This is a genomic window from Bradyrhizobium sp. Bra78 (assembly GCF_024519855.1).
GTDB classification, from domain to species: Bacteria; Pseudomonadota; Alphaproteobacteria; order Rhizobiales; family Xanthobacteraceae; genus Bradyrhizobium; species Bradyrhizobium japonicum_G.
The window spans coordinates 219,288-231,484 of sequence record NZ_JALJRE010000010.1 but is presented as its reverse complement, the minus strand read 5'-3'; the positions used below and the strand labels follow the sequence as shown (position 1 = coordinate 231,484).

Below are 12,197 nucleotides of genomic sequence, written 5' to 3'. Positions count from 1 at the left end.
GGCCATCCCAGGATCACTTTGCGATGGCGGGAAGACAGAGCGGGCGCTTGCCCTTGCCGATGAAGTCGAGGATTTCGGCGATCGCCGGATCTTCGCCGGAGAGCGGTCGCGCCGTCTCCAGCCGTTCGGCAAAGGTGCCGGGACCGTGGAAAAGCTTCTGGTAGAACGCGCGCACGGTCGCAAGCCGCTGCTTGGTGAACTTGCGCCGCTTCATGCCGATCAGGTTGAGGCCCTCGAGCGCAGCATACTGGCCGTTGACCAGGCCGAACGGAATGACGTCGTCGCGCACGCCGCACACGCCGCCGACCATGACCTGCGGACCGATACGGGTGAACTGGTGGACTGCGGACAGGCCGCCGATGAAGACGAAGTCACCGATCTCGCTGTGGCCGCCGAGCGTCGCCGAGGTCGCGAAGATCACGTCGTTGCCGACATGGCAGTCGTGGCCGACATGGCTGCAGTTCATGAAATAGCCGCGGTCGCCGACCGTGGTAATGCCGCCGCCGGCGACGGTGCCGGCGTTCATCGTCACGGATTCGCGGATGGTGCAGCCCGACCCGATCTTCAGCTTGGTCAGCTCGCCACGATAGCTGAGCGACTGCGGCGGCGTGCCGAGCGAGGCGAAAGGAAAGATGGTGCAATCGTCGCCGATCGTGGTCTGCGCCGTAATGTGCACGTGTCCAATCAGCTTGCAGTTCGCGCCGATCACGACATTCGGGCCGATGATGCAGAAGGGCCCGATCTCCGTGCCCTCGCCGATCACGGCGCCGTCCTCGATCCGTGCGGTGGGATCAATCTTACTCATCAAGCAATCTGACTCATCAAGAAGGTCTGATTATGTGTTGAAGTCGCTCACTTTTCTGGTGGTTAGCGCGACTATGCCCGATCTGTCCAGTGACGTATCGTATCGGCCTGTTTCAGATACCGGATGAGCCGGCCGTCGCAGTCCTTCAACGCCTTCATGTGGAGATTGAGGTCATCGTGGTCAGAGCCCTGGCAATCCTGCTCGCACAGCTTGCGACCGTACCGATCGTGTCCGAGACGGTCGAGACCGGTGAACGCGGCCTTGTCGATCTCGGGACATTCGAGTGCCGCGACATCAACCGCAGCACGGTGCTTCAGCGGGTCTGTTACGATCGCGCGCAGCAGGACCTCGTCGTCGCGGTCAACGGCGCCTATGACCGCTATTGCGGCGTGACGTCAGATACGGTCGAGCGTCTCCTTGGCGCACCGTCCATGGGCCAGTTCTTCAACCAGAACTTCAAGAGCAAGGTCGCAGGCCGCTGGTATGCGTGCGGGGCGCGCGAGCGCACCCACAGGAGCTGATCCCGCTCAATCGGTCAGCATGGCACCGACGTCGGCTTCCGCAACGACCTGCCCATTGACCTTGGCATCGCCGTGAAACCACCACATCGCCTTGCGGCGGCCGACCGAGCGCATGTGATATTCGATGGTATCGCCGGGCAGCACGGGTTTGCGGAACTTGCACTTGTCGATGGTGAGGAAGTACACCGCGCGCGGCTTCTCGGTGCCTTCGACCGACTTGATGCCGATCACGCCCGCGGTCTGCGCCATCGCCTCGATCATCATGACACCGGGATAGACCGGCCGCTCGGGAAAGTGCCCCTGGAAGGCCGGCTCGTTGAAGGTGACGTTCTTGATGCCGATGCCGCTGTAATCGGCGCGGATGTTGATCACGCGGTCGATCAGCAGCATCGGAAAGCGGTGCGGCAGGGTCTGGAGGATTGCGTTGATGTCCACCAGCTCGAACCTGACAGGCGATTCCTCCGTCATTCCCGTCCCCCGTCCTTCGGATCGGCCTTGCTGTCGCGTACCAGGCGCTCCACCGCGATAATCTCCTTGAACCATTGTTTGGTCGGCTTGGCGAAAAAACCGCCCCAACGTCCGTTGGGCGGGATGTCGTCCTTGACGCCGCTCATCGCGGTCACCTGGGCCCCATCGCCGATCTTGAGGTGATTGTTGATGCCGACCTTCGCTCCGAGTGCCACGTTGTCGCCAAGGGTCAGGCTGCCCGCGAGCCCGATCTGGGCCGCCAGCAGGCAGTGCCTGCCGATCGTGACATTGTGACCGATCTGGACCTGATTGTCGATTTTCGTCCCCTCGCCAATCACGGTGTCGCGCAAGCTGCCGCGGTCGATCGTGGTCCCGGCGCCGACCTCGACATCGTTCTGGATCAGCACCCGCCCGGTCTGCGGCACCTTCAGATGGCCCTCGGGGCCGAAGAAGATGAAGCCGTAGCCGTCCTGGCCGATCGAGCATCCGGGATGGATCAGCACGTTGTTGCCGATCAGGGCGCATTGGATGGCGGTGCGCGCGCCGACATTGCAGTCCCGGCCGATCTTGACGCCGGGCCCGATCACGGCCCCCGCACCCACGACGGTGCCGCTACCGATCTCCACGTCCGGACCGATCACGGCCAGGGGATCGACGATCACGCCGTCCTCGAGCCGCGCCGTCGGGTCGATGATCGCCGATGGCGCGATGCCGTCGTTGCCGACCCAGGATTGCGGCCTCAGCGCCTCGCCATGCCACTCGCGGGCGATCCGGACGAAGGCGCGGAACGGCTGCGTCACCCGCAGCACGGCCACATGCGCGGGCACCTGGGCCTCGAAACGCGGGCTGACCAGGCAGGCGCCGGCCTTGGTCGTCTTGAGCTCATCGGCGTATTTGAGGTTGTCGAAGAACGCCAGATGCATCGGGCCCGCTTCGTCGAGCGAAGCAAGGCCCGTAATGATTCGGCCGCCCCTGGCGGGGTCGACCAGCTCGGCCTTGGTCAGCGTGGCAATGTCTGCCAACGCCGAGGCAGGCGGTTTTGTGAAGAAGGTCGGCTGCGCCATTCCACCCCGTCGCGGTCCGGCTTCGGCATGAAGCGGTCAAGCCGCATCATGCCTCATCTCATGGATCGGCACGACCCCTTCGGAAACCGGCTCCATCGATCCGGATCGTGCCCTGCTGCTCGAATTAGAAGCTGGTGCCGCCGCCGAACCGGAACTCCTGCGTGCGGTCGTATTTGCCCTTGGTGAGCGGCACGGCGTAGTCGAAGCGCAGCGGACCGAATGGCGACTGCCAGATCAGGCCGACACCCACCGACGAACGGATCACCTTGCTGTCGTCATACACGAGACCGGTACAGGTTCCGGTGGAGGACGGATTGACGGTCGACGGGATACAGCCAGGCGCGTTGGCTTCGTTGGTCACCGACCAGCTCGTCGGTCCCTTGTAGTCATACAGGCCGCCGGCATCGGCATAGACCGCACCCTTCAGGCCCACTTCCTTCGGCAGGAACCAGAACGGCATCTGCAATTCGAGCGAAGCGCCCCAGTATTTGGTGCCGCCGAGCGCGTCCTGCGTGCCGAAGGGATTGAGGTCCCGCGGACCGATGCCGTTGGGGGAAAAGCCGCGGACGAGGTTCGGGCCCATCTGGAAGTGGTCGAGCATCCGCAGATCGTCGCCCATCTTGGTCAGGATACCGCCCTGGAGATGGACGAGGCCAACGATGTCCGACACCAGCGGGGTGTAATACTTTCCGTCCGCCGCGGTCTTCAGGTAGGACACGTCGCCGCCAACCCCGGCGAAGTCCTGCCGGAAGTCGATGAGCAGGCCGTCGGTCGGGTTCTTGTTGTTGTCCAGCGTGTTGTAGGTCAGCGTGTAGCCCAGCGCCGAGGTCAGCGTCTTGCCGTTGGCAAGCTCCTTACGCACCGGCAGCGAGGCTTCGCCGTCGCTGTAGCAGCCCAGGCCGTTGGTCGAGCCAGCGAGGGCAATACCGGACGCTGCGGAGAAAGCCGGGCTGGGGTTGAAGGCCGGATTCGGAGTCACGCCATCAGGCAAGAATTGATTGTTGTTACAGTTCGCCAGGTAGGACGGCAGCGTGATTTCCTGCTGATAGACCGAATAGCGCAGCTGCAGCGACAGATCTTCACGCAGGGAGAAGCCGAGGCGCGGCGAGAAGCCGAGCGTCTTGGTGCCGTAGGAGATGTAGCTGTTGGACAGCTGCTCGCGCTGATAGAGGTCGAGGCCCAGCGCGACGCGGTAGTCGAGCAGGTACGGCTCGACGAACGACAGCGAGTAACCGCGCGCATACTGGCCGTAAGTCACCGACGCCTTGGCGAACAGGCCGCGGCCGAGCAGGTTGCGCTCGGAAATCGAGACTTCGGCCAGCGCACCGTCGGTCGTGGAGTAGCCGCCCGAGACCGAGAAGTCGCCGGTCGATTTCTCTTCCATGTCGACGAGCAGGATCACGCGGTCGCTCGACGAGCCGGGCTCCGTCGTGATCTTGACGCTCTTGAAGTAGTCGAGGTTCTTCAGGCGCCGCTCGGCACGGTCGACCAGGGCGCGGTTGTAGGCATCGCCCTCGGAGATGTCGAATTCGCGACGGATGACGTAGTCGCGCGTGCGGGTGTTGCCGCGAAGGTTGATGCGCTCGATATAGGTGCGCGGGCCCTCGTCGACGTTGAACACGACCGACACGGTGTGCGCCTCGAAGTTGCGGTCGCCGCCGGGACGAACCACGGCGAAGGCATAACCGCGGCGCGAGGCCTCGACCTGCATCTCCTCGACCGACTTCTCGACCGACTCCACGTTGTAGAGCGAGCCGACATTGACGCGCGAATAGCCCCGCAGCGAGCTGGGATCGAAGTTCGGAATGCTGGAACGGAAATCGACGCTGCCGACGCGGTACTGGGAGCCTTCCTCGATCTTGAAGGTGACGTTGAAGCCCTTTTTATCCGGATCGTATTCGGTGAGCGCGGCCACGACCTGGACGTCGGCAAAGCCGTTCTTGAGATAGAAGCGGCGGAGCAGGTCGCGGTCGGCTTCGACGCGGTCGGGATCATAGACGTCGCCGCTGCCGAGGAAGCTCAGCAGGTTCGTTTCGCGCGTCTTGATGACGTCGCGCAGGCGATAGGACGAGAACGCGACGTTGCCGACGAACTCGATCGACTTGACGCCGGTCTTGGCGCCCTCCTGGACCGTGAAGATGAGGTCGACGCGGTTGTTCGGCTGCTCGATGATCTCAGGCGTGACGTGAACGTCGTAGCGGCCGGAGCGGCGATAGATTTCGGCGATTCGCAGCGTGTCGGACTGCACCATGGCGCGGGAGAACGTGCCGCGCGCCTTGGACTGCACTTCAGCGGTGAGCTGCTCGTCCTTGATCTTCTTGTTGCCCTCGAAGGCAATGCGCCCGATCACCGGGTTCTCCACCACGGAGACGATGATCTGGCCGCCGGAGCCGCGGTTGATCCTCACGTCCTGGAACAGGCCGGTCTCGATCAATGCCTTGAGGCCGTCGTCGATGGCGCCCTGGTCCAGACGACCGCCCGGACCCGGCTTGAAATAGGAGCGGATCGTCTCCACCTCGACACGGCGATTTCCTTCGACGGAAATCGACTGCACGGTCTGCGCAAGCGCAGACGACGACACAAAAGCAGCCCCAACCGGGACAACCACCGGCGCGCCGAACATGATCAGGGTTGCGAGCAAGCCCCCCCGGAGTCGCAGTCCAAACTTCATTGCGCGATGCGCCCTTATCATTCCGTACCAGACCCAACCCCAAAGCCGGTCTGGAGATTCCCCAAGTTCAGGCCGCTTGTAGCCAATTTCCCCGACGCCGCAAACGGTCGAGCGCGCCGTAATTTCAATTTCATTCCAAGACGTTGCCCAAGAGCAACGCAATGAGTAACGCCACAAAAAAGCCCCTATCAGGAGGCCGCCATCCGAAGGATGTCATTGTAGGTCGCAAACACCATCAGCATCAGCACCAGACCGAGCCCGATTCGGAAACCCACCTCCTGAGTTCGCTCGGACAGCGGACGGCCGCGGACAACCTCCGCCGCATAGAACATAAGGTGGCCACCATCGAGCAGCGGGATCGGGAACAGGTTCAGCAGGCCGATCGACACCGACAGCACCGCGCAGAGGTTGATGACGAACTGGAACCCGGCGCTGGCCGCCTGCCCCGACATCTTCGCAATGCCGAGCACGCCGCTGACCTCGTTGGGGTTGCCGTTTCCGACAAACAGCGAGCCCAGGAATTTGAAGGTGCTGGTGATGATGAACCAGACCTGCTCGACCCCGATCTTGAGCGCTTCGCCGACGCCGACCGGCGCGGTCGAGGCCTCACCGGCCTGGGACTTGTGCTCGACGCCAAGCACGCCGAGACGGTGGCTGTTGCCGAACGGATCCTTGCGCTCGAGCAGCGCCGGCGTCGCGGTCAGCGATACGATGGCGCCGTCCCGCTTGACCTGGAAAGCAAGTGCCGAACCGGCATTCATCGCAACGATTCGCTGCATGTCGGCGAAGCTCTCGATCGGCTTGCCGTCGATCTGGACGACGACGTCCCCGATCTTGAAACCGGCCGCGGCAGCTGCGCCGTCGGCGACGACGCCGTCCACCCGCGCGATCGTGCTCGGCTTGCCGTAATACAGCGCCATGCCGGCGAAGATCAGCGCGCCCAGGATGAAATTGGCGATCGGTCCGGCGGCGACGATGGCGGCACGCGGGGCGACCTTCTTGTGATGGAAGCTGCCGGCGCGCTCCTCGGCCGTCATGGCCGCGAGCGCCTCGGATGACGGAGTCGAGGCCTCGCTCTCGTCCCCGAAAAACTTGACGTAGCCGCCGAGCGGGACCGCCGAAATCTTCCAGCGGGTGCCATAGCGGTCGTTGAAACCGACCAACTCAGGTCCGAAACCGAGCGAAAAAGTTAACACGCGAACGCCCGCCCAGCGCGCGACCAGGAAATGGCCGAGTTCATGAAAGAACACGACGATGGTCAGGACAAACAGGAAGGGAACCGCGTAGCCGAGGAGCCCATGGCTCAACGTATTGAAACTATGGACAAAAAAGTCAATCATCGAATTCCCTCATCCAGCGCCGCAAGGCCCTGGCCCCGAACCATCTAGGATGCCTTTAAGGCAATTTGAGGCAATAGGGCGGCAGCTCTATTTCGCGCAACATGGTCAACAGAAATTGCATCGTCGGCAGAGGCCAGCGGCGCCTGATTCCCGCCGCGAACCCAGTCGTTTAGCGTCGCCTCGACCAGCCGGGCGATCGCGCCGAACCGGATCTTGCCGGCGATGAAGGCGGCGACCGCGACCTCGTTGGCGGCGTTGTAGACGGTGGTCGCCCCCTTCCCGGTCCGGAGCGAATCGAAGGCCAGACGCAGGCCCGGGAAACGCTCGAAATCCGGCGCCTCAAAGGTGAGCTGACCGATTTTGGCCAGATCCAGCTTGGCCGCCGGGCCCTTGATGCGGTCGGGCCAGCCGAGACAATGCGCGATCGGCGTGCGCATGTCGGGTGCGCCGAGCTGGGCCACGACCGAGCGATCGGAAAACTCGACCATGCCGTGGATGATCGACTGCGGATGAACCAGCACGTCGATCTCGTCGGGCGAGAGCGCGAACAGGTAGGAGGCCTCGATCACCTCCAGCCCCTTGTTCATCATCGAGGCGGAATCGATCGTAATCTTCTGGCCCATGCTCCAGTTCGGATGCTTCAGGGCCTGCTCGAGCGTGGCCTGCTCGATGTCGGCGGGCTTCCAGGTCCGGAACGGGCCGCCCGAGGCCGTGATGATGACGCGGACGAGCTCGTCGCGATTGCCCGAGCCGAGCGCCTGGAACAGCGCGTTGTGCTCGGAATCGGCCGGCAAAATGCACGCGCCTGCTTTCGCCGCACGCTGCATGAAGAAATCGCCCGCGCAGACAAGGCATTCCTTGTTGGCGAGCGCGACATGCGCGCCGCGATCGACCGCCGCCAGCGCCGGCTTCAGTCCGGCAGCGCCGCTCACGGCCGCCATCACCCAATCGGCCGGACGCGCGCCGGCCTCGATCACCGCGCTTTCGCCGGCGCCGCATTCGGTGCTGGTGCCTGCGAGCGCGGCCTTGAGCTCGGCGAGCTTCGAGGTGTCGGCGATCGCGACGAAGCGCGCGGAAAATTCCTTGGCGAGCTTTGCCAGCGCCTCGACATTGCTGTTCGCCGTCAGCGCCTCGACGCGGTAGCGCTCGGGAGAGGCGCGCAGCAGATCCATCGTGCTGTCGCCGATCGAGCCGGTGGCGCCGAGGACCGTGACGCTGCGGACGGCAGGCGCCGCAGCCTTGTTGTTACGCAATGGGACCGCGCTCATATCCTCACCAAATCATAAGACCGCTTCCGGCGCTATGCACACCATGGCGGAGGAAGCCGATAATCCATGCCACCAGGATGGCGGCGACAAAACCGTCCAGACGGTCCAGTAACCCGCCGTGACCGGGGATTAAGTGACTGGAATCCTTGACATCGAAGCGCCGCTTCACCGCGGATTCGAACAGATCGCCGGACTGCGATACCACCGACAGGACGGCGCTGACGAGCAGCAGTGGAACCGCCTTCCCGATCCCGCAGGCGGCAAACCCCGCTGCGACCGCAAGGCTCCCGGCAAAGCCGCCGAACGCTCCGGACCAGGTCTTCTTCGGACTGACGCGCGGCCATAGCTTCGGCCCGCCAATGCTGCGCCCGGCGAAATAGCCGCCGATATCGGTCGCCCACACCACCAGCAGCACGAACATCAGCGCGGAGAAGCCGTTGACGAGATCCTTCCGCACCAGAATCGTGGCCAGCAGCGCCGCCGATGCGTAGGCAAATCCGGTCGCCGCCCAGATGAACTTTCCGCGCGCTATCAGCGTCACGATCGCGCCGCCGACAAATCCGGTGATGATTGCGGTCTTGAGTGCGCCGAAGGCGACGCAGGCCCCCATCATGGCGATCACGATCGTCCCTGCCCCCGTCAGCGCGGCCGAGCCTGCGCCCACAACCATCAGCCATTCCGCGAACAGCCCGATCGACACCAGGGTGACGAGCAGCGCCCACAGCCAGCCGCCGGCATAGGCCAGCGCAATGGTGAGCGGCGCCAGCACCAGTGCTGCGAGGACCCGCATCACGAGATTACTCGGGGCAGGCTTCGCGCCGGCCGGTGCGGCGTCGGGTTCGCTCACGAGGCGGTTTTCGCGACGAGACCGCCGAAACGACGTTCGCGCCTGGCGAATTCGGCGATCGCGCCTTCCAGCGCCGCCTTGTCGAAATCGGGCCAGTGGATCGGTACGAAGACGAGTTCGCTATAGGCGGCCTGCCACATCAGGAAATTGGACAGGCGCTGCTCGCCGCTGGTGCGGATGATGAGATCGGGATCGGGAATGTCGGGCGCGTCGAGATGTGCGCCGAGCGTCTCGGCGTCGATCGTGTCAGGATCGCGCTTGCCGTCCGCGACTTCCCGCGCGAGCTTCTGCGCCGCTTTCGCGATCTCCTGCCGCGAGCCGTAGTTGAAGGCGACGACGAGCGTGAGGCGCGTGTTGTCGCGCGTCAGCTCCTCGGCCTCGTTGAGGAGCGCGCAGATGTCGCCCTCGAGCCCTTCACGTTCGCCGATGATGCGGACCTTGACGCCGTCGCGATGCAGGCTCGCAAGATCGTTGCGGATGAAACGGCGGAGCAGACCGAAGAGATCGCCGATCTCGCTCGCCGGGCGCGACCAGTTCTCGGAGCTGAAGGAGAAGATGGTGAGATAGCGGATGCCGAGCTCGTGCGAGGCGCGAACTACGCGGCGCAGGGCCTCGACGCCGCGGCGATGACCTTCGGCTCGCGGCAAGCCGCGCGCAGCCGCCCAACGCCCGTTGCCATCCATGATGATGGCGACATGCGCAGGCGCCTCGGACCGATCGGGTCCCTCCGTTGCGGGCGCGGCGGCGTTGGACATGAGGCGGCCTTAGACGGTGAGGATTTCTTTTTCCTTGGCGGCCAGCAACTGGTCGATCTCGGAGATCGTGCCGTCGGTCGCCTTCTGCACCTCGTCGGCGTGGCGCTTCTGGTCGTCCTCGGACATCTCGTGATTCTTCTCGAGCTTCTTGAGAACGTCGAGACCGTCGCGGCGGACGTGGCGCGCGGCGACCTTGGCGGCCTCGGCGTATTTGTGTGCGACCTTCACCAGCTCCCTGCGCCGTTCCTCGTTGAGCTCGGGGATGCGCAGGCGCAGCACCTGGCCTTCGGTCGCGGGCGACAGGCCAAGATTGGAATCGACGATCGCCTTCTCCACCGCCTTGACCATCGACTTGTCCCAGACCTGCACCGAGATCAGCCGCGGTTCCGGCACGCTGACGGTGGCAAGCTGGTTCAGCGGCATGTGGCTGCCATAGGCCTCGACCTGCACCGGATCGAGCATCGAGGCGGCGGCGCGGCCGGTGCGCAGGCCGCCGAGCTCGTGCTTGAGCGACTGGATGGCGCCCTGCATGCGGCGCTTCACTTCGTTGAGGTCGAAAGTACCCGTGGCCATCACGCTTCTCCTTCAAAATCCCGGCGACCTCTCCGCGCCCTCCCTTGGGGCGCGCCAGATGAGCCGTCAGCCGGCGACGATGGTTCCGTGGCCGCCGCCACGCAATACCGCGCCGATCGAGCCCGGCTCCGCGATCGAGAACACGATGATAGGCAGCGACGTCTCGCGGGCAAGCGCGAAGGCGGTCGCGTCCATCACCTTGTAGCCGCCCTCGATCGCCTGTGAATGCGTCAGACGGTCGAACCGCGTCGCCGTCGGATCCTTCTTCGGGTCGGCCGAGTAGACGCCATCGACATTGGTCGCCTTCAGCACCGCCTCGGCGCCGATCTCGGCAGCGCGCAGCACCGCGGTCGTGTCGGTGGTGAAGAACGGATTGCCGGTTCCGCCGCCGAGCAGCACGATCCGGCCTTCGGCGAGATATTTGTGCGCCGCGGTGCGGGTGAACAGCTCGGAAATCTCAGGCATGACGAAGGCCGACAGCGTGCGCGCCGGCGTGCCCTTGCGCTCGATTGTCGCCTCCAGCGCCAGGCAGTTCATCATGGTGGCGAGCATGCCCATGGTGTCGCCGGTCGTCCGGGAGACGCCACGCGAAGACACCTCGACGCCGCGCACGATATTGCCGCCGCCGATCACCACCGCAACTTCGGTGCCTAGCTGGCGGGCGGCGATCAGATCGTCCGCGACCCGGTCGACTGTCGGCTGGTCGATGCCAAAACCCTGCGGTCCTGCGAGATATTCGCCGGACAGCTTGATCACGACGCGACGATAGACCGGATCAGTCATGAGCACTTTCCTTGTCCGGGCGCCGCTTCCGGCAGCACGCCGGAAGGAACGTTCCGGCGCTTACTTCTTGCCGCTGGCCGCCGCGACCTCGGCTGCGAAGTCGCTTTCCTGCTTCTCGATTCCCTCGCCGAGAGCATAGCGCACAAAGCCCGCGATCTTCACGGTGCCGCCGACCTTGCCTTCGGCTTCCTTCACCGCCTGCGCCACCGACTTGCCGGTGTCGTGGATGAAGGCTTGCTCGAGCAGGCAGACTTCCTTGTAGTAGGTCTTGAGGCCCGACTCGACGATCTTCTCGATCACGTTCTCGGGCTTGCCCTGCTGGCGATATTTGTCGGCGAGCACGTCCTTCTCGCGCTTGACGACCGCCTGATCGAGGCCGGACGGATCGAGCGCAAGCGGATTGGTGGCCGCGATATGCATCGCGATCTGGCGGCCGAGCGCTGCGAGCTCGTCGGCCTTGCCGGGCGATTCCAGCGCAACGATCACGCCCATCTTGCCGGCGCCGTCGATGACGGCACCATGGACGTAGTGCGACACCACGCCCTGGCTCACTTCGAGCAAAGCGGCGCGGCGCAGCGTCATGTTCTCGCCGATGGTGGCGATCGCGTCATTGATCGCGGTCTCGATCGTGACGTCGCCGACCTTGGCGGCCTTGATCTTCTCGACATCGGCGCCGACGTCGAACGCGACCTGAGCGATCATCTTGACGAGGCCCTGGAACTGGCCGTTGCGCGCGACGAAGTCGGTCTCGGAGTTGACCTCGACCACGACGCCCTTGTTGCCCTTGGTGAGCGCGCCGATCAGGCCTTCGGCGGCGACGCGGCCCGACTTCTTGGCGGCCTTCGACAGGCCCTTCTTGCGCAGCCAGTCCTGCGCGGCTTCCATGTTGCCGTCGTTCTCGGTCAGCGCGGCCTTGCAGTCCATCATGCCCGCGCCGGTCGACTCGCGCAGGTCCTTGACCATCGCAGCTGTGATCGTTGCCATCGTTGAATATCCTTTTTGCCTGCCGGTTCGCCGCGGCGCGGCCCGATCGCCTCGCCGCGGTCCATCTCAGGAATTCGCGTCAACTGAAATGGCGGCCGGATCTCATCCGGCCAACCCG

The 12,197-nt window shown here is 64.4% G+C and carries 12 protein-coding genes; 1 reads left to right on the top strand and 11 read right to left on the bottom strand.

All coding sequences use genetic code 11. The features are described from left to right. Nucleotides 1–13: 13 nt before the first annotated feature. Nucleotides 14–805: an acyl-ACP--UDP-N-acetylglucosamine O-acyltransferase gene (gene lpxA, locus OC450_RS22860; protein ID WP_211387179.1), complete on the bottom strand. Its 792-nt coding sequence runs from the start codon at nucleotides 803–805 to the stop codon at nucleotides 14–16. Nucleotides 806–981: 176 nt separating this feature from the next. Between lpxA and OC450_RS22855 the strand changes: the two genes are divergently transcribed. Beyond that, nucleotides 982–1,326, top strand: coding sequence for a KTSC domain-containing protein (locus OC450_RS22855; RefSeq protein WP_211387180.1), 345 nt, complete (start codon nucleotides 982–984; stop codon nucleotides 1,324–1,326). 6 nt (nucleotides 1,327–1,332) lie between these two features. On the opposite strand, the gene fabZ is transcribed toward OC450_RS22855, so the two are convergent. The 10 genes from fabZ to tsf all read right to left on the bottom strand — a co-directional run bounded on the left by fabZ (nucleotide 1,333) and on the right by tsf (nucleotide 12,079). Further along, complete coding sequence (fabZ, locus tag OC450_RS22850; protein WP_211387181.1) at nucleotides 1,333–1,794, bottom strand: 3-hydroxyacyl-ACP dehydratase FabZ; 462 nt, start codon at nucleotides 1,792–1,794, stop codon at nucleotides 1,333–1,335. Continuing rightward, a complete protein-coding gene (gene lpxD, locus OC450_RS22845; RefSeq protein ID WP_262048727.1) occupies nucleotides 1,791–2,858 on the bottom strand; it encodes a UDP-3-O-(3-hydroxymyristoyl)glucosamine N-acyltransferase in 1,068 nt (355 codons plus the stop codon). The genes fabZ and lpxD overlap by 4 nt, the downstream gene beginning before the upstream one ends. 124 nt (nucleotides 2,859–2,982) lie before the next feature. Next, nucleotides 2,983–5,529, bottom strand: a complete 2,547-nt coding sequence (bamA, locus tag OC450_RS22840) for an outer membrane protein assembly factor BamA (RefSeq protein WP_256807232.1) — start codon at nucleotides 5,527–5,529, stop codon at nucleotides 2,983–2,985. Nucleotides 5,530–5,717: 188 nt separating this feature from the next. Then, nucleotides 5,718–6,869, bottom strand: a complete 1,152-nt coding sequence (gene rseP, locus OC450_RS22835) for an RIP metalloprotease RseP (RefSeq protein ID WP_256807231.1) — start codon at nucleotides 6,867–6,869, stop codon at nucleotides 5,718–5,720. Between the two features lie 44 nt (nucleotides 6,870–6,913). Next, a complete protein-coding gene (gene dxr / locus OC450_RS22830) occupies nucleotides 6,914–8,137 on the bottom strand; it encodes a 1-deoxy-D-xylulose-5-phosphate reductoisomerase (RefSeq protein ID WP_211386077.1) in 1,224 nt (407 codons plus the stop codon). Nucleotides 8,138–8,141: 4 nt separating this feature from the next. Next, a complete protein-coding gene (locus OC450_RS22825) occupies nucleotides 8,142–8,984 on the bottom strand; it encodes a phosphatidate cytidylyltransferase (RefSeq protein WP_262048726.1) in 843 nt (280 codons plus the stop codon). After that, nucleotides 8,981–9,739, bottom strand: coding sequence for an isoprenyl transferase (locus OC450_RS22820; RefSeq protein ID WP_211386075.1), 759 nt, complete (start codon nucleotides 9,737–9,739; stop codon nucleotides 8,981–8,983). The genes OC450_RS22825 and OC450_RS22820 overlap by 4 nt, the downstream gene beginning before the upstream one ends. Nucleotides 9,740–9,748: 9 nt before the next feature. Beyond that, nucleotides 9,749–10,312, bottom strand: coding sequence for a ribosome recycling factor (gene frr / locus OC450_RS22815; RefSeq protein ID WP_262048725.1), 564 nt, complete (start codon nucleotides 10,310–10,312; stop codon nucleotides 9,749–9,751). 66 nt (nucleotides 10,313–10,378) lie between these two features. Then, nucleotides 10,379–11,095 carry a UMP kinase gene (gene pyrH / locus OC450_RS22810; protein WP_211386073.1) on the bottom strand — a complete coding sequence of 239 codons (717 nt, stop codon included), beginning with the start codon at nucleotides 11,093–11,095 and terminating at the stop codon, nucleotides 10,379–10,381. Between the two features lie 60 nt (nucleotides 11,096–11,155). Further along, a complete protein-coding gene (tsf, locus tag OC450_RS22805) occupies nucleotides 11,156–12,079 on the bottom strand; it encodes a translation elongation factor Ts (RefSeq protein WP_211386072.1) in 924 nt (307 codons plus the stop codon). Nucleotides 12,080–12,197: the final 118 nt, after the last annotated feature.

Coding starts and splice junctions, on each gene's coding strand:
- lpxA (WP_211387179.1), bottom strand. CDS start 805: ATGAGTAAGATTGATCCCACCGCACGGATCGAGGACGGCGCCGTGATC.
- fabZ (WP_211387181.1), bottom strand. CDS start 1,794: ATGACGGAGGAATCGCCTGTCAGGTTCGAGCTGGTGGACATCAACGCA.
- lpxD (WP_262048727.1), bottom strand. CDS start 2,858: ATGGCGCAGCCGACCTTCTTCACAAAACCGCCTGCCTCGGCGTTGGCA.
- bamA (WP_256807232.1), bottom strand. CDS start 5,529: ATGAAGTTTGGACTGCGACTCCGGGGGGGCTTGCTCGCAACCCTGATC.
- rseP (WP_256807231.1), bottom strand. CDS start 6,869: ATGATTGACTTTTTTGTCCATAGTTTCAATACGTTGAGCCATGGGCTC.
- dxr (WP_211386077.1), bottom strand. CDS start 8,137: ATGAGCGCGGTCCCATTGCGTAACAACAAGGCTGCGGCGCCTGCCGTC.
- OC450_RS22820 (WP_211386075.1), bottom strand. CDS start 9,739: ATGTCCAACGCCGCCGCGCCCGCAACGGAGGGACCCGATCGGTCCGAG.
- frr (WP_262048725.1), bottom strand. CDS start 10,312: ATGGCCACGGGTACTTTCGACCTCAACGAAGTGAAGCGCCGCATGCAG.
- pyrH (WP_211386073.1), bottom strand. CDS start 11,095: ATGACTGATCCGGTCTATCGTCGCGTCGTGATCAAGCTGTCCGGCGAA.
- tsf (WP_211386072.1), bottom strand. CDS start 12,079: ATGGCAACGATCACAGCTGCGATGGTCAAGGACCTGCGCGAGTCGACC.